Below are 26,667 nucleotides of genomic sequence, written 5' to 3'. Positions count from 1 at the left end.
GCCCCTCCTGTGTGTCCGCTACTGCCGCACGATGATGCGGTCGATGTCGGGCGCGTAGCCCCCGGCCGCGTCGAACGTGATGGTGTTCGCCCCTGCCGCGAGCGGCAGGTGCACGGTCTGCGTGCTGATGTCGTTCCAGTCGGCGGTGACCGGGAACGCGACCGTGATCGGCGCTCCCCCGTTCACCCTGACCTGCACCGACCGCGCCGTGGCGGCCGCATACCGGATGTGCACGGTGGTCGATCCCGCCTGCTGCGCCTGCACCCCGGTGAAGGCGAGGGTAGACGCGCCGTAGAGGTCGCCGACCTTCTGCCCGGAGCACTCCGGTCCGGTGCACGCCACGACGGCCGCGGTGCCGGTGCGGGTGTTGCCGGTCGCCTCCGCCTCGTAGGAGCGCAGCACGATGATGCGGTCGATGTCGGGGGCGTAGCTGCTGCCGCCGATCGTGATCGTGTTGGCGCCGGCAGCGAGGGTCACGGGCACCTCGACGTCGCGCACGATGTCCCAGCCGCTCGGGTTGCCCGCGTTGCCCTTGCCGGAGCGCGGCGGGCTGACGGTCTGCGCGGCCCCGCCGTTGACGGAGACCGTGAACGAGCGCGGGTCCTCGGCCAGGTAGCCCACCCGCAGCACGTACGTCCCCGCCGTGGCGGCCTGGACGCCGTTGAAGCGCACGGTGGCACCGTTGCCGAGGCTGCCGACCTTCGAGCCGCCGGAGCAGCCGGGGCATGCGGCGACGCTGGCGCCGCCCGCGAGCGTGTTGCCGCTCGCCTCGGCCTCCAGCACACGGTCACCGGTACCGGCGAAGGGCAGCGGCGTCGCGCTGATCTGCACCGTCAGGCCGCCGTTCGCGCGCACCGGGATCGCCAGGGTCGAGCTCGACGTCACGGTGCGTGTCTCGGTCACGATCTGCCGGTCGGTCGCGCCGTCCTTGAACAGGGTGGCGGTGTACGAGCCGGAGCCCAGGAACGTGAGCGGGATGTTCGTGGTGCGCGCCGTGTCGGACACCGAGCCGATGAACCAGTCCGATCCCGTCCGCCGCGCGATGGTCGCGTAGTCGCCCGGGAACCCCTCGATCAGTCGGCTCTCGTCCCACACGGTCGGAACCGCACTCAGCACGTGCCGCCCCACCCAGGTCTCGTACGCGGCGGCCGAGTCGGCGAAGTGCTGCATGGCCGAGCTGAACAGCACGCTCTGCGCGAGCTGGTGCGCGTGGGTGGTGAGCAGGTTCGAGTTGGAGAAGATCACGGGCGTCATGTCCATGCCGCCGATCGGGTTGCGGGTGAACGGGTACGTCGCCGTGTCGGTGCCCGTCGGCGGCCGACCGTACTTGTACTGCTCGCTGCCGAGCACGGCCTCCGAGGTGATGAGGTTCGGATAGGTGCGGTTCTCCCCCGCGGGCTTCGTGCTGCCGTGGAAGTTGACGAGCACCTTCGCCTTCATCGCCGCCTTCGCGATCCGGTCGTACAGGGCCATGGTCTCCAGCCGGTCGGACTGCATGAAGTCGATCTTGACCCCGGCGACCCCGCGGTTCGCGATCGCCTGCATCGCGGTGTCGAGCTGCGCCTGCGTGTAGTAGCTGCCGTCGCTGTTGACGTAGTCGCCCTTGTTCTTCCAGATGAACACGCCGATGTCACGCTTCTTGCCGTAGGCGACGAGCTGCTCGATCGAGCCGTCGCCGTCGTTGTAGCAGCAGTCCACCGTCACGAACTGCATGCCCAGCTGCTCGGCGGTGTCGATGTACTCCTTCTGCGAGCGCAGCATGTCGTCGCCCTCCGAGGCCTTCTCCTCGTTCGACCACCACGACCACAGCGCCTTGCCCGGACGGATCCACGACGTGTCGGTGCCCGCGGCGGGTGCCGGGTTGAGGTCGGTGATGAGGGAGGTGTTGACGATGGCGTCGAGCGAGGAGCTGACGGCGATCGCGCGCCACGGCGTGGTGAAGGAGCCGGTGGTCGCGACCTGGGTGCCGGCGGTGGACGTGTCGAACACGTTGCTGTCCGGGCCGGGGAGCTGCACCTTCAGCGTGCGGTTGTTGTTGCCCTGCGCGTCGAGCCGGACGGCCGGGTAGGTGGGGTTCACGTACACCGCGGCCTCGGAGATCAGCGCCCATTTGGCGTTGTTCGACAGGCTGGCGAGCGTCGGCATCGCGAAGTGACGCGACCCCATCGACATGGCGGATACGTAGGGGTAGGCGTCTTCATAGTCCCTCGCCGACCGGTAGTCGCTCGCCCACAGCCCGGTGTTCGCGGGGAGGGCGAAGGTCGTCGCCTCGCGGGTGATGGTGGTCGATCCCACGCCCGACACCTGGTAGCGGAACGCGACGCCGTCGTTCTGGGCGCGCACCACGACCGCGAGCTGCGCGGATCCGCGGGTGAACGTGAGCGTCATCTGGTTCGCCGACGACGAGATCGGGCCGTCGAAGTGCTCCACGAGGGAGTAGTTCTGCACGACGGGGGTGGTCGTCTCGGTGCCGAACGTGAGGCTGGTCGACAGGTCGACCGCGGCCGTGACGACGCCCATCTTCGAGCTGTCGATCACGGCGAGGCCGCCCTGCACGACCGAGTACGACAGCGATCCGTCGTTCTCGTGCCGCACCGTGAGCGACGTCTGCCCATCGGGCGACGTGACGGTGTGATCGGTGGACGCGAGCGCCGGTGAGGCCGACGCGAGCACCCCCATGGACAGGACCAGCGCGGCCACCGTGGCCAGCGACGTCCTCTGGAGTTTCGCCATCATGGCTCCTTCCGCCCCCGCGTCGTCGCGGTGGCGCGACTATATTGACACCGTAAAGTTACGCCGTCAAGTAATTCGCGAAAGGTCGCGCGGGACTCCGCAGCAGCGTCGCGTACACCGCGACGGACAGCGTGCTGGTCGCGTAGATCACGAGCGCCTGGAGCACGTAGGCCGGGTAGTGCACGATCCAGCGCGACTGCGCCGGATCGGTCGCGTGGGCCGGATTGTCGGCGAAGGGAGGTACGACCTCGGCGACGCCGTACGCCAGCACCTGCCCGAGCGCATACACGCCGACCCCCGCGAGGAGAGCGCCGACCGCAGCCCCGCGGCGAGTACGCCACACCGCTCCGGCCGACCGCCACGCCGTCCTCCGGTCCCAGCGGCCGCCTTCCGGCGCCGCGAACGCGGACAGTACCGGCGCGGCCAGGAACGCCGCGACCAGCAGGAGCAGCAGCGCCCCCGTGCCGAGCAGCAGCAGATGCTCATTGCCGGCGCGACTGCGCAACAGCTGGGGCACGAGCAGCAGGGCGAGCAGGGGAACACAGCCGACCAGGCTCGCGAGCCAGGTGCGGATCAGGATGCGGAGGGTCATGCAGCCAGAATTCCGGTTCGACCGCGCGCACGGCAGGGGGCCATCCGGAACAACCGGGAGGGAAACCCCGAAAGCCGTCTCCCCGCACCGGTGAACCCGGGGTCGGCGGCCCCGCGTCCCGCTGGTCAGGAACCGTCGCGCGTCGGCAGCGGCAATCCGAGCAGACTCAGCGCATCGCGCTGGACGAGCGCGTCGACCTCGGTCATCGACAGCGGCTCGAACCCCGGCGCCACGATCCCCCCGATCCGGTGGAGTCCCGCGATCGTGTCGTTCACCGTCGTGAAGGGGAAGTCACTGCCGAACAGCAGCTTGTGCCAGACGCCGTACTCCTGCACGAGCATCAGCGTGTTCCAGAGCTGGAACGGGCGATAGTGAAGCGCGCTGATGTCCGCGTAGACATGCGGATGCTTGCGGATGACGGCGATGCACTCCCCCTCGTAGGGATGACCCATGTGCGCGAGAATCAACCGCAGCTCCGGGTGGCGGCGAGCGATCTCGTCGGCGATCCCGGGTCGGGCGTAGGCCAGCACCGCCTGGCTCATGAAGGTCGTCCCCGTGTGCATCAGCACGGGAAGCCCGTTGCTCTCGGCGTAGGCCCACAGCGGCTCGAACTCCGCGGCGGCCGGATCGAACCCGGCGTACATCGGCATGAGCTTGATGCCCCGCAGGCCCAGATCGCGGTGGGCGTGGACGAGCTCGTCCCACCAGCCGGGCTGCGTGGGATCCAGCGAGAGGAATCCGACGGCCCGGCCGTTCGCCGACGCCACGAACGCCGCAACGTCCTCATCCTCGACCCAGATCCCCGACAGGCGCGCTTTCCCGCCGATCACGAGGGCGACCGTCTCGTCCGGCGCGGTGTCCCAGTACTGGGACCAGTGGGTGCTCAGGTCCACCTCGTGGCCGGCGGCCTTGCCCGCCTGCGCCACGAAGGTGTCGCCGAGGTGGCGATGCTGATCGAACAGGTGGGCATGGACATCGACGATCATGGGCACTCCCTCTCTCTTTCCGCCATGGTCATCCGGGGCGTGCGCTCAGGCGAAATGGTGTTCGTCGGAACCGAATGCCGGACTGACGTTCCCGAGCGCGAACGAGATGCGCTCGGCGTGGTCGGCCACCGTGCGACCGACGCGCAGGATCTCGGTGCGGGAGAAGCCCGCCTTCAGCCGCGTCACGCTCACCGCGCTCGTCGCGCGACGGCTGCGGTCGAAGATCGGCGCGCCGATGCACACCACGCCGTCGGCATCCTCCTCGTCATCGATCGAGAACCCGCGCTCGCGGGTCCGCGCGAGATCGTCCAGGAGCGCCGGCACGCTCGACACGGTCCGTGCGGTGCGGCGCACCATCGACGTCCGCGACATCGTCGCCGCCACCTCGTCATCGGGCAGCGTCGACAGGATCGCTTTCCCCACCGACGACGAGTGCAGGTACTCCTTCTGCCCCATGTGCAGCTCGAACCGCACACCGCTCGTGCTCTCCACCCGCCCGACGACCACCACATAGTTGTCCACGCGCGTCGCGACCCGCGACGTCAGGTCGATCTCGTCGGTGAGCGCCCGCAGGTGCGGCATCGCCAGGTCACGCAGGGAGACCCGCGACAGCGCGATCTCCCCCAGGAATGTCAGTCGGAGGCCGAGCGCATAGCGCCGTTCCATGCCCGACCCCGTCGAGCGCACGAACCCGCGCGCACACAGCGTCTGCAACGTCGCGAACACCGCACTCTTCGATCCGCCCACCGCGGCCGCGACCTCCGTCACCGTGGCACCGCGCGCCGAGCCGATGAGCGCCTCCAGCACATCGATCGCCCGGTCGACGCTCTGCACTCCGGTCTTCTTCCGCCCCGCGCCCTCCATCAGCAGCCCCTCTCGTGATGCCGCGCGCGCCAGGATTCGGCCTGGCCGCACAGTTGTTGGCCGGTTGCGTACCCGCTGCCTACCGTGGCGAGCGCCGAATAGGCGACTGCCCTACCGAACAGGAGAACCCCGTGACCGACAGCCTCAGCGGCGTCCTGCCCGTCATCGCGACGCCCTTCGACGACCAGTGGGAGATCGACCCCGTCCAGCTCGACGCCGAGATCGACTGGCTCTTCGCCAACGGCGCGGACGGCATCGTCGTCGCGATGGTCTCGGAGATCCTCCGCCTGAGCACCGCGGAGCGGATGGCACTGAACGCCCTCGCCGTGCGGTTCGCCCGCGGACGAGGACCCGTCGTCGTGAGCGTGGGAGCGGAGAGCACGCGCACGGCGCGCGAACTCTGCCTGCACGCACGAGACGCGGGTGCGGATGCCGTGATGGTCACGCCTCCGCTGCTCTCTCCGGTCTCGGAGCCGCAGCTGGTGGCCTACCTCGAGGAGGTCGTCGATGCCGCGGGGATGCCGGTGATCCTGCAGGACGCGAGCGGATACGTCGGCGCCTCGATCCCCGTGGAAGTGCAGGCGGCCCTCGTGCAGCACTTCGGCCACGAGCGGCTGCTGCTCAAGCCCGAGACCGAGCCGCTCGGGCAGCGCGCGTCCGCCCTGCTCGCGGCAACCTCCGACCGGGCTCGCATCCTGGACGGCTCGGGCGGCATGGCACTGCTCGACACCTTTACGCGGGGCATCGTCGGCACGATGCCGGGGCCGGACCTGATCTGGGCGGTGAGCGCGCTGTGGGCTGCGCTGCAGGCGGGAGACGACGACCGCGCCCTGGCGATCAGCAACCCCCTCACCGCGATCATCTCGATGGTGCCCGGGCTGGACGGCTACGTGGCGTTCGAGAAGTGGTCGCTCGTCGCCCAGGGGGTCTTCACCGATGCGCGGATGCGCGGGCCGGTCACCTATGCGATCGACCCGCCGACCGCACGGTTCCTCGATACGCAGGTCGAGCTGCTGCGACGTGCGGTGGCATGACGGCGGGCGGGGTCCGGTGCCGCGGGGATGCGCGCGCACCGGACCCCGCGACCGGTCACCCACGATCCACCAGGAGCACGGCGTCCAGCTCGATCAGGAAGCCCATCAGCTCGACCTTGATCGTCGTGCGCGCGGGGAAGGGCTCGGGCAGGTACTGCGCCGCGATCGCATTGAACTCCTCGAAGTCGCCGAGGTCGTTCAGATACGCTCCGAGTCGCACCGCGGCGCCGAGGTCGGTTCCGGCCGCCGCCGCGACCGCCTGCAGGTTCTGGAAGGTCCGGTGCGCCTGCGCGGCGAACGTCTCGCCCACGAGAGCACCCCCCTCGTCGAACGGGCCCTGCCCCGCAAGGAACAGCAGCCCTCCGGCGACGATGCCCTGGGAGTAGGGGCCGACGGGCGCCGGTGCGGAGGGAGTGGAGATGGCGTGCTTGATCATGGTGTCCTTCCAGACGTCGGTGTTCTCAACAGGTCGAGGGCGCGGCGCACGGCGGCGATCCGCGGTTCGAGGCGGTCCCCAGCGGGACGCCACGCGGTCTTCACCCCGACGTAGGCGGGCGGGTGGGCGAGCGAGGCCAGTGCTTCGACGGCGTGCTCCCGCGTGAGCAGCGAGACGGACGGATCGACCGTGTCCACGACCGGGGGATGGGCATCCGTCCAGGCGGGACCGTAGGGCCCGTCCTCCCCTGAGACGCCCGAGAGCATGAAGCCGAACAACCGCTCACCGGCCTGTTCCGCGTGCACGGCGGCGCCGGACACGTCGCGGAACTCGATCGCCGACCGGCCCCAGTTGACGACGAGGCCGCTCGTGGCCGCACCCTCGTGGTCGCTCCGCTCGACCGCCGCGCGCTCGTCGTGCAGCCGCGCGTACCCCTTGTCGGGCGCGCCCGCTCCGCCCACGGCGTCGCAGTGCTCGATCACGACCGCGGTGCCGCCCCAGTCCCACGAGCGGATCTCCCGCAGACTCTCGGTCAGGCGCGCCGCCACGGCCCCCGAGCCCGGCACGCCGCTCGAAAGGGCAACCGCGGTCACGACCCGGCCGTGCTCCCGCCAGCGCACCAGCTGCTCGTGCATGCCGGCGATCACGGCGATCGCGGCGCGGCGACCCCGAGGGTCGGCGGACGCGAGGCCGAAGCCCGCCCTGGCGCGAGTGCGGACCGCGAGCGCGGGCACAGCGGTGACCACGTGGCGCCCTCCCCCGCCCGCCCACTGGAACCACTGCTCGTCTCCCGCGAGGCCGAGCGGAATCTCGAGGCCGTCCACGTCGTCGAGCCCGAGGATCGATTCGACGAAGGCGGCCGCCGCGGTCGGGGCGTCCTCCGGCGACAGGGCCGCGTAGGCACCGACGACGACGTCCCGACGAGTCATCGGCGTGCCTCCACCGGCCAGCGGTCGACGATGACCCCGCGACTGACGACCCACGCCGTGGAGAACATGTTGACGGTGCCGCAGGCGTGGTTCGGCAGCAGCACCACTCGATCGCCGAGCGACACCGCGCCGGCCCCGCGCAGGAACCCGTGCTCCTCGTGGGCGAGTGCGAGCACCCCCGGACCGTCGACGCGTGTGCCCAGTCGTCCGTCGCCCCGGGCGCTGCCGTCGCCGCTCATGGCCTTGAGCCCGGCGTCGACGATCGCCGGTTCGCCGCGCTGGGTGCTGACGACGGTCGCATGCACGGTCAGCGCGCAGTCCTCCGCGGCAACCGCGCCCGTGGAGCGCTGATTGTCGTCGCCGAAGACGTAGGTTCCCGGTCGCATCTCCGTGATACCCGCGACGGTCGGTGCACTGTCGGCACCCGGCGTCGAGCCGACCGAGACGACATCGATGGCGACACCGCGGGCCCTCGCCGCTTCGGCGACCTCCACCAGGAGACGCCCGACCCCGATGCCAGCGGCACGGCGGGCCTCCCGATCCGCTCCGTGCCGCGCCAACTGCCCCTCGTGCGTGAAGATGCCCTCCAGGCGGAGGCCGTCCAGCGCGGCGATGTCCTCCAGCTCTCCCGGCGCATCGGCGGGGTGAGCCCCGGTGCGGCCGAGACCCGAGTCGATGTCGAGGCGCACCGGGATCGTGAGGCCCTCCGCCGCCGCACGCCCGGCCAGCGCCGCAGCGGCGGCGACCGAGTCGACCCCGACGGTCAGCCGGCCGCGAGCTGCGAGCCGCACGGCCGACGCGATGCGCGCGGCGCCCACGGGCGGATACGCCCAGAACACGTCGTGGCCGGCCTCGATCAGGACCTCCGCCTCGAGCGCCGTGGCGCAGGTGAAGCCGACCGCACCGGCAGCGGACTGCAACGCCGCCACCGCCAGGCTCTTGCTCGTCTTCCAGTGCGGCCGGAGGGCCACCCCGGCACGATGGGCGATCTCGGCCATGCGCAGCACGTTGGCACCGAGGCGGTCGAGATCGATCACCAGCGCCGGCGTCGGCACGTCGGCGAGACTCTCGGGAAAGGTCATGTGGATGCTCCTCGGTGGTCGACGGCGGCGGTCACGTCCTCGGGGAAGTGGCAGGCGACGGCACGACCGCCCCCGATTGGCGCGAGCGGCGGCGTCTCCTGTGCGCACCGCTCGACGGCCTTCCAGCAGCGAGTGCGGAATCGGCATCCGCTGGGCGGGCGAAGCGGCGATGGCAGCTCGCCGCCGAGGACGATCCGCTCGCGGCCTGCGCCGTTCGGCATCGCCGAGACGAGTGCCCGCGTGTACGGGTGCGCCGGGGCGTCCAGGACCGCCGCGGCCGGACCCTCCTCGACGATCACCCCCAGGTACATCACCACCACCCGGTCGGCCGAGTGGCGCACCACTTCCAGGTCATGCGTGATCATCAGGAAGGCGGTATCGCTGTCGCGCCGGATGTCGGCCAGCAGATTCAGCACCTGCGCCTGCACGGAGACGTCGAGCCCCGAGACCGGCTCGTCCAGCACGAGCAGGCGGGGCGACAGCGCCATCGCACGCGCCAGCCCGATGCGCTGACGCTGCCCGCCGGAGAATTCGTGCGGGTAGCGGTCGAGCGCGTCGGCGGGCAGGGCGACGCGGTCCAGCATCCGCACCAGGTCCTGTTCCGAGGCGGGGATACCGTGCGCGCGGAGCGGTTCCCGCAGGATCTCCCGCGCCGTGAAGCGCGGGTTGAGGGACGAGTGCGGATCCTGGAACATGAACTGGATCTCGCGGCGCAGTCGACGCCGGTCCGCGCGATCGGCCGCGGTGATGTCGTCGCCGCGGTAGACGATGCGGCCCGACGTGACCGGGTTCAAGTGCACGAGCGCGCGGCCCATCGAGGACTTCCCGCAGCCGGACTCGCCGATCACGCCGACGAACTCCGCATCGCGCACGACGAGGTCCAGCCCGTCGACCGCGTGCACGACACCGCCGCGGCGGCCTCCGGCGCGGAAGTGCACGCGCAGCTGTTCGACGGCGAGCAGCGGCGCGGTCATGAGGCCAGCTCCATCCGAGGGTCGTCGCGGAAGTGGCAGGCGCTCAGCCGGCCGGGCGCCGGTGGAAGCAACAGTGGCGTCTCCTCGCGGCATCTCTCCGACCGTCCGACGAAACCGCACCGGGGCGCGAACGCACAGCCCGAAGCGGCGGACCCCGGTCGCGCCGGGATCCCGGGGATGGTCGGCAGTGCGGTTCCCGGCGGGGACGCACCGGGGCGGCTGGCCACCAGGGCTCGGGAGTAGGGGTGCCGCGCGTCACCGAGGATCGAAGCGGCCGCGGCGGACTCCACCACGCGTCCCGCATACATCACCACGGCGGTGTCCGCGATCTGGCCGATCAGCCCCAGGTCGTGGCTGATGAACAGGACGGAGACGCCGAGGGCCTCCTTCGCGCGAAGCAGCACGTCGATCACCTGGGCCTGGATGGTCGCGTCGAGCGCGGTCGTCGCCTCGTCGGCGATCACCAGCTCTGGCTCGTTCACGAGCGCCATGGCGATCACGGCACGCTGGCGCATGCCCCCCGACCACTGGTGCGGGTACTGCCGTGCGCGCCGCTGCGGCTCCGGCACCCCCACCAGCTCGAGCACCTCGACGGCCTTGTTCCTGGCGGCCGTCCGTCCCGCGGCGGGGTGATGGATGCGGTAGGCCTCCGCGATCTGGTCGCCGACGCGATGCAACGGGTTCAGGGTGGTCATCGGATCCTGGAACACCATGCCGATGCGGCCGCCGCGCAGTGCGCGCATTCGACGTTCCGGCCAGCGGACGATGTCCTCGCCGTCGAACCGGATGGCGCCATCGGTCAACGCCCCGGTCGGCAACAGCCCCAGGATGGCGAGCGCGGTGAGGCTCTTCCCTGAGCCGCTCTCGCCCGCGACCCCGACGATCTCGCCGCGGTGCACCTCGAGGTTCACCCCGCCGAGCAGCTCGCTCGGCCCGTCGGCGGTGGGGATCCGCACGACGAGCTCCTCCACCGTCAGAAGCTTCTCCGTCATCGTCATCGCGCCTTTCTGGGGTCGAGGGCGTCGCGCAGGCCGTCGCCGATGACCATCGCGGCCAGCACGGTGAGGGCGATCGTGAGTCCGGTGGGTATCCACAGCCAGGGCATGGAGGACAGCACGGTGATCGACTGCGCCTCGGTGAGCATGTTTCCCCAGCTGGGCGTCGGCGGCTGCACGCCCACCCCGAGGAACGACAGCGCCGCCTCGAGCAGGATGGCCTCCGACACCAGGAGGGTCGCCGCCACCGTGACATGAGGCAGCACGAAGGGGACCAGATGCCGGCGCATGACGAAGAGGGTCCGCGAACCCAGCACCTGGGCCGCCTGCATGAATTCCTCCCCGCGCAGGCCGATGACGACACTGCGCGCGATGCGGGCGGACGAGGGCCAGGAGAGCCCGGCGATCACCCCGATCAGCATCCCGATGTTGGGCCCGAGCACCCCGGCGAGGACGATCGCGACGAGCACCGCGGGAAGCACGAGGAACCCGTCGATGATCCGCGTGATGGCCGTGTCCACCCAGCCGCCCGCCCAGCCGGCGACGACGCCGACGATCGTGCCGACGGTGACGGCGATCACCGCCGCGCACAGTCCGACGGCGAGAGACACGCGTCCGCCGTGCAGCAGGCGCGTGAGCACGTCGCGGCCGACCGAGTCCGTGCCCAGCAGGTGCTCCGGGCTCGGCGGGCGCCGCACGGCGCCCAGGTCGATCTGCTCCGGGGTGTACGGCGTGAGCCAGGGGGCCGCGATCACGGCGATGAGAACCACGGCGATCACCGCGACTCCGCCCACCGCGAGTGCGTTCCTGCGGAACCGGCGGCGAGCGGCCGCACCGGGCGAGGCCTCCTTCCGGTTCCGCAGGGCGACCGCGCTCGTGCGGGGTCGCATGTCGATCTCGGTCATCGCTGCCTCCGCACACGGGGGTCGAGGATCACGTAGGCCACGTCGGCGAGCAGGTTGCACACCAGCACCAGCACGGCCACGTAGAGGCCGAACCCGATCACCACCGGGTAGTCACGCGCCTGCACGGCCTGGATGGAGAGCTGTCCCATGCCCGGCCACGCGAACACCTGCTCCACGGCGACCGCGCCCGCGAGGAACACCGGGATGTAGAGCATCAGCACCGTGATGAGCGACAGCAGGGTGTTGCGCAGTGCGTGTGCCACCGCCCGCACGGGCCCACCGCCCTTCGCGAGCACCGTTCGCACATAGTCCTTGCCGAGCTCTTCGAGCATCCCCCCGCGGACGAAGCGCGTGAACGGTGCCGCGACCGTTAGGGACAGCAGCCCGACCGGGAGGAGGAGGTGACGAAGCACGTCGAGCGCGTCGCCGCCTCCCGACGACGTCATCCCCGCGCTCGGCAGGAGCCGCAACTGCACCGCGAACACATAGATGCCCAGCATCGCCAGGAAGAACCCGGGGAAGCAGATGGCCAGCACGCTCCCCGCGCTGATCGCGTAGTCCACCGGGGTGTTGCGTCGTGCCGCGGCGAGGATCCCGGCCGGCACGGCGATGAGCGTGCCGATCACGAGCGCGCTGCCCATCAGCAGCATCGTGGGGCCCAGCCGGTCGGTCAGCACCTGACCGACCGGCTGTCCCGAGGAGAACGAGTAGCCCAGGTCACCGGAGAGCACACCGCCGAACCAGCGGACGAACTGCACGAGCACCGGCTGGTCCAGCCCCAGCTCCCGGCGGCGCGCGGCGATGTACGCCTCGCGATCGGCACCGCTGAGCTCCGGGGGCAGGGTCATCTCGACCGGGTCGCCGGGGGCCGCGTGCACGAGCGCGAACAGTCCGATCGCGATCGCGACGAAGATCACGGCGCTCGACAGGAGACGCCCGCTCAATGACCTGATCACCCTGGTTGCTCCCCTACTGCCCCGACACGGTCCACTCGGCGGCGTTCCAGAATCCGTTCGTGGCGTCGCCGTTCGGTACGAAGCCGGACACGCGGTCGCTTACGGCCCAGATCGTGTCGGGACGGTTCAGCCAGATGTACGGCACCGTGGCGTTGTCGAGGCGCGCGGCGTCGCGGTACACGGAGGCCCGCGCGTCCCGGTCGTTGGTGCCCGCACCCTCCGCCAGCAGCGCGTCAAGCTCCTCGTCGCAGAACAGCGACAGGTTCGAGCCCTCAGGGAAGCGCGACGCGCACGACAGCACCGGGGCGGAACTGGCGGGGTCGATCGAGTAGACGCCCCCGCCGAAGAGCAGCAGATCGAACGACTTCGCCTGCAGCAGCGCGGACTGCCCGGCGGAGTCCACCGGGTTCGCGCTGGCCTGGATGCCGACGGCCTTCAGGTTCTCCACGATCACGTCGACCGTCAGGTCGCGGTCGCGCTGCCCGTTGATCCAGCTGAGTTCCACGGGCGTCGAGGGGTCCCAGCCTGCCTCGGCGAGCAGCTCCTTCGCGCGCTCCGGGTCGTACGGGTAGGAGTCCAGGTCGTCCGGCAGGGCCCAGTCGGCCAGGAACGTGCTGTTGAGCCGGCTGGCCGCGCCCCCGAGGATGCCGTCGATGATGCCCTCACGGTCGATCGCGGTCACGATCGCCTGGCGAACGCGCGCGTCGCCGAGGAGTCCCTTCTCGGTGTTGACGGCCATGCGGGTGAACCCCGGCGACGGTGCGGTGCTGGCGCTGACGTCGGGGATCGCCTCGACCGCGCCGAGGTCGCTCGGCGAGATCTGCACGATGTCGATCTCCCCCGTGGACAGCTGCGAGGTGGCCACGTCGCTCGTGACGAGCTTCAGGTACAGCGTGTCGATGCCGACCTCGTCCCGGTAGTGCTCGTTCGCCGACAGGACCAGCTCCTGGTCCTGTCGGTACTCGTCGAGGACGTACGGCCCCATTCCCACAGTCGGCGCGGAGAAGAACTCGTTCTCCATGACCTGTTCGGCGGGCACGTCCCCGAGCACGTGCTCGGGGAGGATGAAGAAGATCGGACCGTAGGCGATGAGCGACAGGAACCCCGCGTCGGGGCTGCGCAGTTCGATGCGGACCGTGGTGTCGTCCGGGGCGGTGACGCCGGCCAGCGTCTCGGCGGCACCGGACTGCACGTCGTCGTAGCCGACGACCCCCGCGAGCCGCGACGACTGCGCGCTGGCCACGGCGGGATCGGCGAAGAGATTGTAGGTGAACACGACGTCGTCGGCGTCGAACGGCTCCCCGTCGCTCCACGTCAGCCCCTCCCGGAGGTGGAACGTGTACACGGTGGCGTCGTCGTCGACCTCCCAGGACTCCGCGAGCCGCGGAACGTACTCGGCATCGGGGTTCGTCGTGACCAGGTTGTCGTAGAGCAGCGACATCGCCAGCTGCTCGCCGCCCGCGAACGGCTTGAGGGGGTTGAACGCGGTCGGCTCCTGGTACAGGTAGACGCTCGCGGAGGTGGCGGACGGAGAGTCGGCGTCGGACGGCCCTCCCGCGGTGCATCCCGCCAGCAGGACGACGGTGGTCGCCGCCAGGAGCGCCAGTGATCGCTTTCGCATGGGTACCTCTTCTCTCATGTGTCGGGTGGTGCAGGAACGGGCGCGCCTCGTGACCGCGATCAGCCGGACACGACCGGCGTGCGCAGGGCCCCGAGGCGCTCGACCTCGGCGACCATCACGTCGCCCGGCTGGAGGTAGTCGCCGGTGGCGGCACCGACCCCGGCCGGCGTGCCGGTGAGCAGCAGATCCCCGGGCCGAAGGGTCATGAGCCGAGAGGCGAAGGAGATCAGCTCGGCGACCGAGAAGATCATGGCCGCGGTCGTCGAGCGCTGCCGCACGATCCCGTTGACCGACAGGCTCAGGGCGAGGTCCTGCGGGTCCGACACCTCGTCGGCCGACACCAGCCAGGGACCGATGGGGGCGGACGCGTCGAGCCACTTGCCGGCGAGCCAGTCGAAGAAGACGGTCCACTCCTGGCCGTCCCGTTCGGTTCCGACGTCGAGCGACCTGGCCGAGATGTCGTTCGCTGTGACGTACCCGAAGACGTGGTCGAGAGCCTCGTGCACGGCGACGTCGGCGGCCTCGGTGCCGATGACCACACCGAGCTCGGCCTCCCAGTCGAGCGTGCGCGTGAGGCGCGGACGCACGACGGGGTCGTCGGGTCCCGCGAGCGCGGTGTCCGGCTTGAGGAACAGGCGCGGGGTGCTCACCGCCTTGACCCGGTCGTCCGCACCGCCTTCGCGCACGTGCTCCTGGTAGTTCGCCGCGACGCCGATGATCTTCCCCGGCCGCGCGAGCGGAGCCCGCAGCACCGCCTCGTCGCGTCGAAGTCGCCCGATCGGTGCAGTACTCGGCGTTCCGGCCCGCAGGTCGAGGTGACCGCGGCCGAGCACGACGATGTCCTCGCCGTCCAGGTATCCATGCCCCGGCACACCCTCGTGGTCGTAGCTGACGTATCTCATCGTGTTCGTCCCTCTCGTCTCGTCGGTGCAGCGGTGCCCCGCATCGCCCTCACCACTGCGTCTCTCGGACGCCGCCATCCGTCGCGGCCTCGGCCACGTCGTCCAGGAACCGGGAGAGCGCGGCGATCTCATCGAGGGGCAGTTCGAACGCGCGCCGCGCCTCGGGGTCGCGCAGCGCGGCGACGAGCATCGTCACCGAGTCGGGGCCGAGAGGCACACGGCGGCGGGCTCCGGCATGCTGCACCTCCACCGCGGGCGACGTGAGGTCGACGATGGCCGAACCGTGGGAGCCGTTCACCCGCACCCGCGCCGTGAGGATCTCGGGTTCGCCGACGGTCGTCCTGGTCACGTGGATGCCCACCACCACCTCGCGATCGGTCTGGGCGAGCACGGTCCAGCTCTCCGTGCCGCGGTCGGCGGCGTCGACCCGGTCGGCGCTCATGCGCAGGGAACCGGCACCCGTGACGCGTCGCGCCAGATCGGCGAGGTACACCAGGAGGTTGCGCAGCTCGCCCTCGGGCGCCGGCCCGTCGCCACGCGTGACCACCAGCTCCGTGTGCACGGCGCGAAGCAGGCCGATCTCACCCGAGTGGACCGCGCGGACCAGGCGGGTGACCGACGGGTGCGCGGCGAAATGATGCCCGGGCGCCACCGTGCCGTCGGGGAGTTCCGCGGCGAGCGCCGCGAGGGCGGTGGTGCTGTCCAGCGTGGGCTTGTCGAGCAGCACCGGGATCCCTGCCTCGTGCGCCGCGCGGAGCACGAGCGTGCGGCGGGTCCCGCGCTGACAGCAGATGATCGCATCGACGCCGATGGTCGGCGGGACGGGGTCGCGCCGCAGCTCGATACCGTGCTCCTCGGCGACGTCCGTGGCGCGGCGCACCTCCTGGTCGTCCGCGTCCGGGTGCACCCAGAAGGCAGCGATGCGGAGGCCGGCGCGCTGCGCGGCGGGCACCCACATGTCGCGCTGATGGTCCTGGTTGGGCAGTCCGGCAGCCCCCGCCAGCAGGATCGACGTCATCCCCGGCCTCCCGTCGAGATGCTCGCGCCCGTGGCGAGCGATTCCTCCGCGGCCTCCGCCCAGCGGACAACCGCGAGGCTGTCGCGCACCGGGGGGAAGGCGAGGGCGTGGTCGTCGACCGCGTCGATGAACCGTTCGAGCTGCGCCGTGAACGACCGCTCGACCGCGCCGTCCGGTGACCAGCCGCCCTGCCCGCGATCGGTCCACGTCTGCATGCCGTCCGCGTCCCACCGCCGCTCGACGGTGCCGGTGTCGCCGACCACGCGCAGCTGCGTGAACGAGGCATCCCGCGGAAGCTCGGCTCGACTGACCTCGCACCGGGCGACCGCGCCGCTCGCGAAGCGCAGATCGATCACGAGGTAGTCGTGGATGTCGAGGGCGGCACTCGTGGCTCGCTGTCCGACCGCGCGCACGGCCACCGGATCTTCTCCCACCCACCAGGCGGCGAGGTCCATCAGGTGGACGCCGTTGTGGAGGGCGTGACCGCCGGAGAGCCCGCGGTCGAGCACCCAGGACGACCAGCCGCCCCACAGCCACCCTCCGTTCATCACGATGTGCACGAACCGGACCGCGCCGATCTCTCCCCCATGCACCAGCGCGGCGATCGCCTGCGCCTGGGCGCTGTGCCGGTGCGTGTGACCGACGATCAAGAGGCGATCGGCGGCCTCCGCAGCCTGGACGAGGATCTCCGCGTCGGGCGAGGTCAGCGCGAGGGGCTTCTCGATCAGCAGGTGCCGCCCCGACTCGATGACCGCTCGACCGAGGGGCACGTGGGTGCGGTTGGGCGTGCACAGGATCACGGCGTCGACCGTCGGATCGTCCAACACCCGTGTCAGGTCGGACACGGCCCTGGCACCGTGCGGGGCGGCGAGCTGCTCGGCGGCCGTGAGGCGGGTGTCGCACACGCTCACCAGTCGGCCGCGCGTCGAGCGGGACAGTGCGCGCGCGTGCTCGCCGGCAATCCCTCCCGCCCCCACGATCGCGAATCCCACCTGTCTGTCAGTGCCCACCGTGTGCCCTCCTCTGGAATCGGCCGGGACGCGCGGCCGTCGTGCGCGCGTCATCGACTACCGCGGTACCGCCGACGAACACGTGCGCGATTCCCGCGGCGGGTGCCATCGGGGTCGCCTCGGTCGCGGTGTCGGTCAGCGCGACGTCGTCGAAGACCACGAGATCCGCGCGTGCCCCCTCGGTGACGACCGCACGGGCGCCGATCCGCCGCGCCGGGTCGTCGGTGCATCGCCGCAGCGCTTCCGCGGGGGTCAGCCCCAGCTCGCGCATGCGGCGATACGCCCGCGGAAAGGTCCCCCAGGAGCGCGGGTGCGCCGCGCTCTCCGTGTGCGTGGGGCCCAACGCTGCTCCGTCCGAAGCGATCGAGATCCACGGGGTGCGCAGGGCCGTGTCGAGATTCTCCGCGGTGGAGCCGATGACCGCGACATCCACCGCGCCGTCGTTGTCCACGAGCAACCGGGCCAGCCAGGCCCAGGGGTCGGCGGGGTCCGGTGCGCACCCCACGGCGTCCGGCGTCGCACGGGCCTTCATCACCGTGATCGCCTCCGGCGCGAAACCGGATGCCGCCAGACCCCGCACGAGCGTGTTCAGCGGCAGGGCTGCACAGGCCCGCTCGCCCGCCGCGCGGACATCCGGCGACAGCAGCTGGACCAGCGTGGTGTGGCCGGACAGGTAGGGATAGGCGTCGGCCGCGACGTCGACGCTCCGACGAGCCCGCTCGACCCTGGCGAGGACGCGGTCATACGTGCCGGCGTCCGACCCGATCATGCGCAGGTGCGACAGCTGGAGCCGCACCCCCGTGGCCTCCGCGAGCGCCACCGCCTCCTCGACCGCGGCCAGCAGCCCCTCGTGCGCGTAGGAGCGCAGGTGCACCGACAGCAGGGCGTCGTGGGCGCGGACGGCTTCCGCGACCGCACGGAGTTCCTCGGGGTCGGCGCTCTGGCCCGGCGCGTACATGAGACCGAGGCTCACTCCCACGCAGCCGATGCCGAGGGCGTCGCGGATCACGCGCACCAGCTCGTGACGGTCGACCGGAGCCGCGGTGGAGCGGGCGACAGCGGCACGCACGGTGCCGTGGCCGACGAGTGCGCTCCCGTTGGTCGCCGCGGGCGTGTGCTCCAGCGCCGCGAGCCACCCCTCCACGCCCGTCCATGACCAGGGTGCCGACTCGACGATGTCGACCGGACCGATCACCTCCCGCGTGCGGTCGCGGCTGCCGACCACGGGGGCGGGGCTCATGCCGCAGTTGCCGACCACCTCGGTGGTGATCCCCTGGGTGACGCGGCTCTCCTGCCCGGGGTAGACCAGACGGCTGAGATCGGAGTGCGTGTGGATGTCCACGAATCCGGGGGCGATCAGAAGCCCGGTGCAGTCGGCGGTGCGAGGGGCGGAGACCTGCGCACCCCGGGGAAGGATCGCCCCGATGCGCCCGTCGACGATCGCGACGTCAGCGTCGCGGAGACGCCCGTCGACGACGTCGACGAGGGTTCCTCCTCGCAGCAGCAGATCGGCGTGGGTGCTCACGGGTGCTCCATGGGTTTTCGGGTGTGGCGATTCGACCATCGGGATTCGGTCGGGACAACTCCCGTTCGGCGTCGCCGAACGGGTCAGTACGTGGCTCGGCCGCCGCTGATGTCGTAGACCGCTCCGGTCGAGAAACTGAGCAGGTCGGAGGACAGCCAGGCGATCAGCTCCGCGACCTCTTCGGGCCTTCCGGCCCGTCCCATCGGGATGAGGGAGGTGATGTGCGCGAGCACCTCGGGCGTGGTGCGGGCGTTCATCGGCGTGGCGATCACCGCGGGCGCGACCGCGTTCACGAGGACGCCGGTGGTGGCCAGCTCCTTGCCCGCCGCCTTGGTAAGCGCGATCACGGCGGCCTTCGAGGCGGAGTACACGGAGAGGCGCGGATTGCCGTCCTTGCCCGCCATGCTCGCGAGATTCACGATCCGGCCCCAGCCCCGCTCGACCATGCCGGGGACGCAGGCGCGCATCATCAGCACGGTGCCGATGACGTTCACGTCGAACACCCGGCGCCAGTCCGCGGCCGCGGTCTCGACGAGCGGCGCGTTGACGCCGACGATCCCGGCGGAGTTGACGAGCACATCGACGGGTCCGAGGCGCCCGATCGTCGCGGTGACGGCGTCCTCGTCGGTGATGTCGAGGGACACATCGCCGCCGTCGGCGATGTCGACCGTCGTGACACGGACGCCCTGCGCTCGCAGCCGAGCGGCGGCCGCCGCTCCCAGCCCGCTCGCGCCGCCGGTGACCACCGCGTGGCGCTCCGGCGGGTTCATCGCGGGCCTACCACGAGCTGACGCTGCACGCCGAGCCCGTCGATCGCCAGTTCCATCGAATCCCCCGGCTCGAGCCAGATCGGCGGAGTGGAGCCCATGCCCACGCCCGGCGGGGTGCCGGTGTTGATGAGGTCCCCTGGCTCCAGGACGAGGAACTGGCTGATGTACCGCACGAGTTCGTCCGGCGGGAAGATCATGGTCGCCGTGCTCCCGGTCTGCCGTCGCACCCCGTTCACGTCGAGCCGCATGCCCAGCCGCGCCACGTCGAGCTCATCGGGGGTGACCAGCCACGGACCGGCGGGGTTGAACGTCTCCGCGGACTTGCCCTTGAGCCACTGGCCGGAGCGCTCGAGCTGGAACGCCCGCTCACTGACGTCGTTGACCAGGGTGTATCCGGCGATGTGCGCGGCGGCCGCCTCGCACGACTCCAGGTAGCTGGCGCGACGGCCGATCACGATGCCGAGCTCCACCTCCCAGTCGGTCTTCGTGCCGCCCCGCGGAATGCGCACGTCGTCGAACGGCCCGACCAGGGTGTTGGGCGACTTCGTGAACAGGATCGGCTCCGCGGGGATCGGCATGCCGCTCTCCGCGGCGTGGTCTGCGTAGTTGAGGCCGACGCAGATGATCTGGTGCGGGCGCGCGATCGGCGCGCCGATGCGCTGGGTGCCCACCGACGTCACGCGCCCAGCGGCACGTCTCTCCTCCACGATGTCCGCGAGCGCAGCGATCCCGACGGACTGGAAGAACACCGCATCGATGTCGGCGACCACGTCCGACACGTCGACGTAATCGTCGTCCCCGACGAACACCGCGGGACGCTCCGCGCCCGGTGCTCCGACTCTGGCGATCCTCATGACCTCGTGACCCTTCTTCTCTGTCTCCGCCGCGGGCGCCCGGCGGGGCGGCGGCACGGCTCTCTCGCCACCGATCGTGTGGCGCGACCGCCGCGGACACCGAATACGGTTCGCCCCGTCCGAACGGCCGACGCCGCCGCGCCGCCGCTCACGGCGCGATCGTGACCGAGGCGATGCCTGTCGTGTTCCGGGCGGTGTCGTACACGCGGTACTGGACGACCGCGCCGACCGGGACGACCACCGAGACGCTGTGTGCGGCCTGCGGGGTCGGGAGGGTCGTCGTCGTCCACGCGGTGGCCCCGGGCAGCAGGTACCCCACGGTCTTGACGCCGGACAACCCGTCGGAGCCCGTGATGGTGAGCCGTCGCGTGGCGGGGTCGCCCGTCGGCTCGATCGACGTCGCGGCGGTCGGCAGCGTCCGGTCGATGTTCACGCTGACGGTCCGCACGCTGGAGGTGTTCTGCGCCGCATCGCTCGTGCGGTAGACGAACGAGTGCAGGCCCTCGGGGTAGCCGGAGGTGTCGACCGTGGCCGTGGTGGTGCTGGCCTGCCACCCGGATCCGGTGTCCACCTCGATCGTCGGTGACGGGTCATGGCGGTCCTGCGCGGTGAGGACGATCTGCGCGGGCGTGGCGGAGAACCACCCGCTCGACGGCTCCACGGGTGTCAGTTGCACGTACGGGGCCACGGTGTCCTGGCCCGGTGCGGCGCGATGGAAACCGGTCGCGGGAGCGCGCAACGCCACTCCGGCGAGCCCCGCCCAGCCCTCGCTCTCCGTGATCGTCACCCGCACCCCGGTCACCGTGAGGTCGTGACCGGCGCCGAACCAGTCGAGTGCGTCGAGCTGCACGTCGTCGTAGGTGCGCACGGTCGTCCAGCTCTGCGCCGTCCCGGTCCCCGTGGCCACCTCGACCACCGCGGACTCCGCGTAGCCCGGCTTGAGCGCGATGCCGATCTCACCGATGCGGGTGGGCTCGTCGAGGTCGAGTTGCCAGACGTGCGGTGCACCGTGACCGTGCACGCTCGAGTTCGCCACGGCCATGCTGGCGTAGTCCACCGTGCCGTCGATCGGGCCCGTCGGCGCGAAGCCCGACGCCGTGTGGGTCAGGGTGGTGGTCACGGTCGCGTCGCCGTCGGCGACGAGCGCCCCCAGGGGCACCTGCTCCGCATCCAGTTCCAGGAAGGTCCCGCCGATGGTACCGGCCATGCGGTCGTAGGAGACCGTGAGCACCCGTCCGTCGACGAGCTGGACGGAGCCCGAATAGGCCTGGTCGCCGAAATCACGCGGCCCGCGGTAGATGAGCGTCTGTTCCACGCCACCCCACCCCTGCGCCGGGTCGTACACCAGTCCGGCCGTGGGGCGTCCCTGCCCCCAGGCGCGGGATCGGTCGCCCCACGTGAGGAGCACGTTGCCGTCGCGCAGACGGAGCAGGTGCGGGGCGTCGCCCTTGAGCCCGGGGATGTCGACCGGCGCGGTCCAGGTGTCGCCGTGGTCGGACGAGTAGCTCACGCGCATCACCGCGTCCTGCGGGTTGTAGGAGGTGCGCGCGACCATCATGACTTCGCCGCCGCCGAGGTCGACCAGCGCGGGCTCCACGTACCAGGTGGCCGGGGTCGTGGTTCCGGGGAGGTAGTAGTCGGGCCCCGACCACATCACCACGCGTTCGTCGTCCACGTCCCAGGTCGCCCCGCCGTCGAGGCTCCGAAGGACGTGTGCGGCCGGTGGCCCCGCGTTGCCGCGCCGGTCTCGCATGGCCGTGAAGGGAAGCAGCAGGTCGCCGTTGTCGAGCTCGATGAGCTCGCCGTTCCCGGCCGCATAGCCGTACGGGCTGTCGTACGCGAGCGTGTCCGGCACGACGGGCGCCGACCACGTGGCTCCGTCGTCCGTGCTGCGGATGAGGTTGATCGTGCGGTTGTTGGAGCGGTTCGGGTTGTTGAAGTCGTAGTACCAGAGCAGGACGTCGCCGTTGCGGAGCACCGTGACGTTGGGCTCCTTCTCGTCCGGCACCCCGGGGGTGTCGACGATCGTGATGGGTGCGGACCACGTGCGGCCCTCGTCCGTCGAGGTGCGCACGGCGATCCGGCTGAAGTTCGAGTGGCTGGGCGAGTCCGAGTACGCCACGAGCAGCCGGCCGTTCGCCAGGCGCGCGATCGAGGGGAACCAGCCGCAGTCGACGACCTCGTTCTCCTCGCGGCTCTTGGTCGTGTCCCAGGGCTCGCAGTCCGAGTTCTCCGGTGACACGATCTCGACGTCGGGTTGGATGGCGAGATCGATCTGGCCGACCGCGACGGCGGGGACCGGCGCGAGGGCGGCGAGCAGAACGGCGGCGAGCGCGGCGGCGAGGACGGACCTTCTCATCTGTGAACCTCTTCTCTGGGATTCCGCGCGACCGGCCGTGCCCGACCGCAGGGTGGACACATGCAAGCACGGGCCCGGTCGCCGCCCCACTCGCGTTCGTCCTCGCCGAACCAGGTCCTGTCGGGACCGCCGCGTCCTCGTCGTCGCGGCCGGCTTCGTCTCAGTCCGCCGGTCGCCAGTTCCCCGGCAGCAGTTCGGGGCCGCCCGTGACCGGATACGTCGGAACGCTGCGGAACCCCTCGACGAACGTCCACTCCGTGCCGGTCGCCCGGACCTCCGCCTGGCGCCGCGCGTCGGCGATGTAGTCGTCGCCGTACGCCTGTGCCATCCAGTCCACCTGGCTGGCGTGCAGGCGCAGCAGACCTTCCTTCCGGGTCTGCTGCGCCGTGATGTCGACGAGGTGTTCGGGTTCGAACGCGATGCCGCCGAGCGTGTCCATCACGAACAGGTGGGGGATCCGATCGAGCGCGGCGTATCGCGTGCGCACGTGCGGCACGGCGGCGGGGATGCGGCTGTCGATAGCGATCTGACCCGCGATGCGGTGATCCGGGTGATAGTCGTCGGTCGAGTGCACGAAGACCACGTCGGGCCGCGCCCGGCGGTAGGCGTCGATGAACGCCTCCCTGGTGGGACGGTCGTTGAACAGCATCTCGTCCGGGAACCCCATCCAGATGAGCTCGGCCCCCAGCTGCGACGTGGACGCCTCGGCTTCGGCGAGCCGACGCGCCGCGATCGCCGCCGGGTCGGGATCCCCTCCCCCGACCTCACCGTTGGTGGCGATCGCGAACGTCACGCGCGCTCCGGCCTCGGCGTACAGGGCCATCGTCCCCCCGCAGAGGATCTCGATGTCATCGGGGTGCGCTCCGATCGCGAGGACGGACAGGGTCGACAGGTCGGGCTGGTCGGCGGATCGAGCGGTCATGGGGGTCCTTTCGGGGCGCAGGATCGGTGGGGAGAAGAGCAGGAACGTCACTTCAGCCCGCTGGACGCGAAGCTGGCCACGATGTGACGACGGAGGGCGAGGAAGACCAGCACCACCGGGATCGCGGCGAGCATCGACACCGCGAGCACCTGTCCGTAGTCGGTGGCGTTGGAACCGCGGAACTGCGAGAGTCCGAGCGGCACCGTCGTCATCCCTGTGCTGCCCACCACGATGAGCGGCCAGAGGAAGTTGTTCCAGCTCGCGAGAAAGGTGAGCGCCCCGAGTGCGGCGAGGGGTCCCCGTGCGAGGGGTACCACGATGGTCAGGAAGATCCGCAGCTCACCGGCGCCGTCGATCCTGGCCGCCTCGAACAGCGCCTGCGGTAGCCCCGCGAGGAACTGGCGCATCAGGAACACGCCGAACGCGCTGACGGCCCCGGGGATGATCAGCCCCGCATAGCTGTCGAGCCAGCCGAGTGAGCGGACCTGGACGAACAGCGGGATCATGATGGCCTGGAACGGCATCATCATCGCGGCGAGAGTGAGGACGAACAACGCTCGCCTGCCGGGGAACACGAATCGCGCGAAGCCGTAGCCCGCCGTCACGCTCCCGATCAGGGTGAGGGCGGTGACCGCGATCGCGACGACGAAACTGTTGACGAAGTACGTCGCGAACGGCGACGACTGCCATCCGAGGAGGTAGTTGTCGAGCGTGAAGCGGCTGGGCAGTTGGAACAGGCCCGTGCTCATCACCTCACCGGTGGGCGTGAACGACGACTTGAGCGCCCAGAGCAGTGGGGTCGCGACGAGCAGTGCCGCGACCACGAGGAGGACGTGCGGGGCGGAGCGGCGGACGATACGGAGCGGACTGGCCTCAGTCGTCATGGGAACTCCTCAGGGCGCGGAACTGGACGATGGCGAAGAGGATGGCGATGACCAGCAGCACGACCGCCATCGCGGACGCCTTACCGACGTTCCCGAACGAGAAGCCGACCTGGTAGATGTACAGCGACAGGGTCTGGGTGGCACCGCCCGGCCCGCCCTGGGTCAACAGGTACGGCTGAACGAACAGCGTCAGCGCCTCGGTCGTCGCGATCACCAGCACGAAGAGGAGGACGGGTCGCAACAGCGGAACGATGATGTGCACGAGCCGCTGTATCGGCCCTGCCCCGTCCATGCTGGCCGCCTCCAGGATCTCCGCGGGGATGTCCTGCAGCCCGGCGAAGACGAGGATCGTGTAGTACCCGACGTTCGTCCACACCATGAGCAGCAGGATCGACACGAGCGCCCAGACCGGATCGGCCAGCCACTTGATCTGCGTTCCCAGCAGGGTGTTGATCACACCCTGCCCCAGATACATCGCGCCCCAGATGATGGAGGAGACCACGCTCGGGATCACGAGGGGCAGGTAGAAGACCGCCTGGTAGGCTGCGCGCCCGCGGACGACGTTGCTCATCAGGAGCGCGAGCACGAGCGCCAGGACGGACCCGGGAAGGGCGACTCCGGCCGCGACCTGGAACGTCACGATCAGCGCCTGCCCGAAGGTGGAGTCCTCGAAGAGGGCGAGATAGTTCGCCACACCGACGAACGTCGGATCGCCGACGAGGAACCACTCGGTGAAGCTGAGCACGACCGCTGCGCCGGAGGGCAGCAGCACGAAGACTGCGAGCCACAGGAAGGTCGGCGCGACGAACGCGAGTCCGACGCGCGCTTCGCGGCGGGGAAGGGAGGCGGGGCGGTCGCGGCGGTGTGCCGTCACGATCGCCGAGGTTCGGTCATCCATGGTTCTCCGTCCGTTCGGGGTGCGGCCGGTGGTCGACCGCACCCCGCGGCGTCACTTGTCCAGCAGAGGCTCGATGGCGGCGTGCGCGGTGTCGAGCGCGCTCTGCGCGTCGTCGCCGTTCACGACCACCCGCTGGATGGCGCTCTCGAGGATCTGGCTGATCTCGTTGTACTGGCTCAGCGGCGGCAGGAAGTGGCCGCGGGCGAACCCTTCGACGAACACGTCCCAGCTGGGGACCCCGGCCGTCGCCTCGTCGGAGAGCACGTCGTTGTCGCCGAGCCAGATGCCCGCGTCCGCGAAGTAGGTGGGCGAGGCATCGGCCAGGAAGCGCGCGAACTCCCACGCCTCCTTCTGATGCGCGCTGGTGACGGGGACGTAGAGCCCGTAGCCGTAGAGGTCGGCGCCGACCGGATCCTCGCCGAAGGTGGGGTACTGGCCGACGGTCCACGAGATGTCGGGGTAGGTGCCGTCCAGCGTGGGGATGAACCACGAGCCGCCGGTGTTGACCATCGCGGCGGTGCCGTCTCCGAAGAGATCCTCGGCGTTCGTGGAGGCGGTCGGTCCGAGCGCCGGATCGTTGACGCGGTGCTCGTTGGCCAGGTCGCCCCACGTCTGCAGAGCCTGGACGGCCTCGGGCGAGTTCACGAACGATTCGGTGCCGTCCGGGCCGAACAGTGCCCCTCCGGCCTGGCGGGTCATGGCGTCGAGCACGAGGACGTCGCGCACCGGGTTGTTCAGCGTCAGGGCGACGCCTTCGGCGGGGCCGTTCGCCGCGTTCTGGATCTGCGCCCCCACAGCCGCGACGTCGGCCCAGGTCTGGGGGAAGTCCTTCTCCGGGTCGAGGCCTGCGTTGGCGAAGTGCTCGTTGTTGACCCAGAACTGGTACGTCGAGATCTCGTGCGGGATGCCGATGAAGTCGCCGTCTGCGGAGAAGCCGGCCGCGATCGCTTCGGTGTACTGGCCGGCGAGCTCCTCGGCGGTCATGCCGTAGGCCTCGTGGTCGACGGGGGCGAGGTAGCCCTTCGCGCTCAGGCCCGCGGCGTAGGACTGGAAGTAGTTGACGATGTCGGGGCCCCCGCCGGCGGCGATGGCGGCGTTGAGTTTCGCGGCCATGGTGCCGAACTCGATGGGCAGGTAGTCGATGCGGACGCCGGGGTGGGCTTCCTCGTACTGCGCGATGAGTTCGCGTTCGACCTCCTGCGCGGGAGCGTTGACGTGCGTCCAGTACGTGATCGTCGTGGTGCCGCCCTCGCTCGGCGCTCCCCCCGCGCCACAGCCTGTGGCGGCCAGCGCCGCGAGCGCGACGACGGTGATGCTTGCTCCGCGCCGACCCCAGAGTCGTCGTTCCATGGTGTTCTCGCCTTCCGCCCGTTCGGTAGCTGACGCCGGCTTCTCTGCCGACGATCAGAATCTAGTCG

General features: G+C 70.7%; 24 protein-coding genes. 1 reads left to right on the top strand and 23 read right to left on the bottom strand.

Annotated features, from left to right (window positions below):
- Positions 1-18: 18 nt before the first annotated feature.
- The 4 genes from ACWGQ1_RS07590 to ACWGQ1_RS07575 all read right to left on the bottom strand — a co-directional run bounded on the left by ACWGQ1_RS07590 (position 19) and on the right by ACWGQ1_RS07575 (position 5,145).
- Complete coding sequence (locus tag ACWGQ1_RS07590) at positions 19-2,733, bottom strand: glycoside hydrolase family 97 catalytic domain-containing protein (RefSeq protein ID WP_452312701.1); 2,715 nt, start codon at positions 2,731-2,733, stop codon at positions 19-21.
- Positions 2,734-2,791: 58 nt separating this feature from the next.
- Positions 2,792-3,325 carry a hypothetical protein gene (locus ACWGQ1_RS07585; RefSeq protein ID WP_452312700.1) on the bottom strand — a complete coding sequence of 178 codons (534 nt, stop codon included), beginning with the start codon at positions 3,323-3,325 and terminating at the stop codon, positions 2,792-2,794.
- A gap of 125 nt (positions 3,326-3,450) precedes the next feature.
- Entirely contained in the window at positions 3,451-4,311 is an 861-nt protein-coding gene (locus ACWGQ1_RS07580) for an amidohydrolase family protein (protein ID WP_452312699.1), read from the bottom strand.
- Positions 4,312-4,356: 45 nt separating this feature from the next.
- Positions 4,357-5,145: an IclR family transcriptional regulator domain-containing protein gene (locus ACWGQ1_RS07575; RefSeq protein WP_452312698.1), complete on the bottom strand. Its 789-nt coding sequence runs from the start codon at positions 5,143-5,145 to the stop codon at positions 4,357-4,359.
- 161 nt (positions 5,146-5,306) lie between these two features.
- Here ACWGQ1_RS07575 and ACWGQ1_RS07570 point away from each other — a divergent pair, with 161 nt between their 5' ends.
- Positions 5,307-6,209: a dihydrodipicolinate synthase family protein gene (locus ACWGQ1_RS07570; protein WP_452312697.1), complete on the top strand. Its 903-nt coding sequence runs from the start codon at positions 5,307-5,309 to the stop codon at positions 6,207-6,209.
- 55 nt (positions 6,210-6,264) lie between these two features.
- Here ACWGQ1_RS07570 and ACWGQ1_RS07565 read toward each other — a convergent pair whose 3' ends face one another.
- From ACWGQ1_RS07565 to ACWGQ1_RS07475, 19 genes are all read right to left on the bottom strand, one after another.
- On the bottom strand, positions 6,265-6,645 hold the full coding sequence (locus ACWGQ1_RS07565; RefSeq protein ID WP_211542636.1) for a RidA family protein: 381 nt from the start codon (positions 6,643-6,645) through the stop codon (positions 6,265-6,267).
- Complete coding sequence (locus ACWGQ1_RS07560) at positions 6,642-7,574, bottom strand: DUF4862 family protein (protein ID WP_452312696.1); 933 nt, start codon at positions 7,572-7,574, stop codon at positions 6,642-6,644. Before ACWGQ1_RS07560 ends, ACWGQ1_RS07565 begins: the two co-directional genes overlap by 4 nt.
- Positions 7,571-8,656, bottom strand: coding sequence for an alanine racemase (locus tag ACWGQ1_RS07555; RefSeq protein WP_452312695.1), 1,086 nt, complete (start codon positions 8,654-8,656; stop codon positions 7,571-7,573). The genes ACWGQ1_RS07560 and ACWGQ1_RS07555 overlap by 4 nt, the downstream gene beginning before the upstream one ends.
- The gene (locus tag ACWGQ1_RS07550; RefSeq protein ID WP_452312694.1) at positions 8,653-9,630 is read right to left on the bottom strand and encodes an oligopeptide/dipeptide ABC transporter ATP-binding protein; all 978 of its coding nucleotides are present in this window, start codon (positions 9,628-9,630) and stop codon (positions 8,653-8,655) included. The genes ACWGQ1_RS07555 and ACWGQ1_RS07550 overlap by 4 nt, the downstream gene beginning before the upstream one ends.
- Entirely contained in the window at positions 9,627-10,622 is a 996-nt protein-coding gene (locus ACWGQ1_RS07545) for an oligopeptide/dipeptide ABC transporter ATP-binding protein (protein ID WP_452312693.1), read from the bottom strand. The genes ACWGQ1_RS07550 and ACWGQ1_RS07545 overlap by 4 nt, the downstream gene beginning before the upstream one ends.
- Positions 10,623-10,624: 2 nt before the next feature.
- The gene (locus tag ACWGQ1_RS07540; protein ID WP_211542626.1) at positions 10,625-11,530 is read right to left on the bottom strand and encodes an ABC transporter permease; all 906 of its coding nucleotides are present in this window, start codon (positions 11,528-11,530) and stop codon (positions 10,625-10,627) included.
- The gene (locus tag ACWGQ1_RS07535; RefSeq protein ID WP_211542624.1) at positions 11,527-12,474 is read right to left on the bottom strand and encodes an ABC transporter permease; all 948 of its coding nucleotides are present in this window, start codon (positions 12,472-12,474) and stop codon (positions 11,527-11,529) included. Before ACWGQ1_RS07535 ends, ACWGQ1_RS07540 begins: the two co-directional genes overlap by 4 nt.
- A 25-nt stretch (positions 12,475-12,499) precedes the next feature.
- On the bottom strand, positions 12,500-14,107 hold the full coding sequence (locus ACWGQ1_RS07530; protein WP_452312692.1) for an ABC transporter substrate-binding protein: 1,608 nt from the start codon (positions 14,105-14,107) through the stop codon (positions 12,500-12,502).
- 59 nt (positions 14,108-14,166) lie between these two features.
- The gene (locus ACWGQ1_RS07525; RefSeq protein WP_452312691.1) at positions 14,167-15,009 is read right to left on the bottom strand and encodes a fumarylacetoacetate hydrolase family protein; all 843 of its coding nucleotides are present in this window, start codon (positions 15,007-15,009) and stop codon (positions 14,167-14,169) included.
- Positions 15,010-15,058: 49 nt separating this feature from the next.
- On the bottom strand, positions 15,059-16,027 hold the full coding sequence (locus tag ACWGQ1_RS07520; RefSeq protein ID WP_452312690.1) for a hypothetical protein: 969 nt from the start codon (positions 16,025-16,027) through the stop codon (positions 15,059-15,061).
- Positions 16,024-17,037 (bottom strand): Gfo/Idh/MocA family oxidoreductase, encoded by a 1,014-nt coding sequence (locus ACWGQ1_RS07515; RefSeq protein ID WP_452312689.1) that lies wholly within the window; start codon positions 17,035-17,037, stop codon positions 16,024-16,026. The genes ACWGQ1_RS07520 and ACWGQ1_RS07515 overlap by 4 nt, the downstream gene beginning before the upstream one ends.
- A complete protein-coding gene (locus ACWGQ1_RS07510) occupies positions 17,027-18,562 on the bottom strand; it encodes an amidohydrolase family protein (protein ID WP_452312688.1) in 1,536 nt (511 codons plus the stop codon). The genes ACWGQ1_RS07515 and ACWGQ1_RS07510 overlap by 11 nt, the downstream gene beginning before the upstream one ends.
- An 83-nt stretch (positions 18,563-18,645) precedes the next feature.
- Positions 18,646-19,332, bottom strand: coding sequence for an SDR family oxidoreductase (locus ACWGQ1_RS07505; protein WP_452312687.1), 687 nt, complete (start codon positions 19,330-19,332; stop codon positions 18,646-18,648).
- Positions 19,329-20,186, bottom strand: coding sequence for a fumarylacetoacetate hydrolase family protein (locus tag ACWGQ1_RS07500; RefSeq protein ID WP_452312686.1), 858 nt, complete (start codon positions 20,184-20,186; stop codon positions 19,329-19,331). Before ACWGQ1_RS07500 ends, ACWGQ1_RS07505 begins: the two co-directional genes overlap by 4 nt.
- A gap of 148 nt (positions 20,187-20,334) precedes the next feature.
- Positions 20,335-22,545 carry an exo-alpha-sialidase gene (locus ACWGQ1_RS07495; RefSeq protein WP_452312685.1) on the bottom strand — a complete coding sequence of 737 codons (2,211 nt, stop codon included), beginning with the start codon at positions 22,543-22,545 and terminating at the stop codon, positions 20,335-20,337.
- Between the two features lie 160 nt (positions 22,546-22,705).
- Positions 22,706-23,467, bottom strand: a complete 762-nt coding sequence (locus tag ACWGQ1_RS07490; RefSeq protein WP_211542604.1) for a PIG-L deacetylase family protein — start codon at positions 23,465-23,467, stop codon at positions 22,706-22,708.
- A 47-nt stretch (positions 23,468-23,514) separates the two neighbouring features.
- Positions 23,515-24,351 carry a carbohydrate ABC transporter permease gene (locus tag ACWGQ1_RS07485; RefSeq protein WP_211542602.1) on the bottom strand — a complete coding sequence of 279 codons (837 nt, stop codon included), beginning with the start codon at positions 24,349-24,351 and terminating at the stop codon, positions 23,515-23,517.
- On the bottom strand, positions 24,341-25,249 hold the full coding sequence (locus tag ACWGQ1_RS07480) for a carbohydrate ABC transporter permease (protein ID WP_211542600.1): 909 nt from the start codon (positions 25,247-25,249) through the stop codon (positions 24,341-24,343). The genes ACWGQ1_RS07485 and ACWGQ1_RS07480 overlap by 11 nt, the downstream gene beginning before the upstream one ends.
- Before the next feature lie 51 nt (positions 25,250-25,300).
- On the bottom strand, positions 25,301-26,599 hold the full coding sequence (locus tag ACWGQ1_RS07475) for an extracellular solute-binding protein (protein WP_211542598.1): 1,299 nt from the start codon (positions 26,597-26,599) through the stop codon (positions 25,301-25,303).
- Positions 26,600-26,667 lie beyond the last annotated feature (68 nt).

This window comes from Microbacterium sp. NPDC055599 (assembly GCF_053618975.1).
Note: the sequence above shows the minus strand (reverse complement) of the source record. Positions and strands in the feature narration are given on the sequence as shown.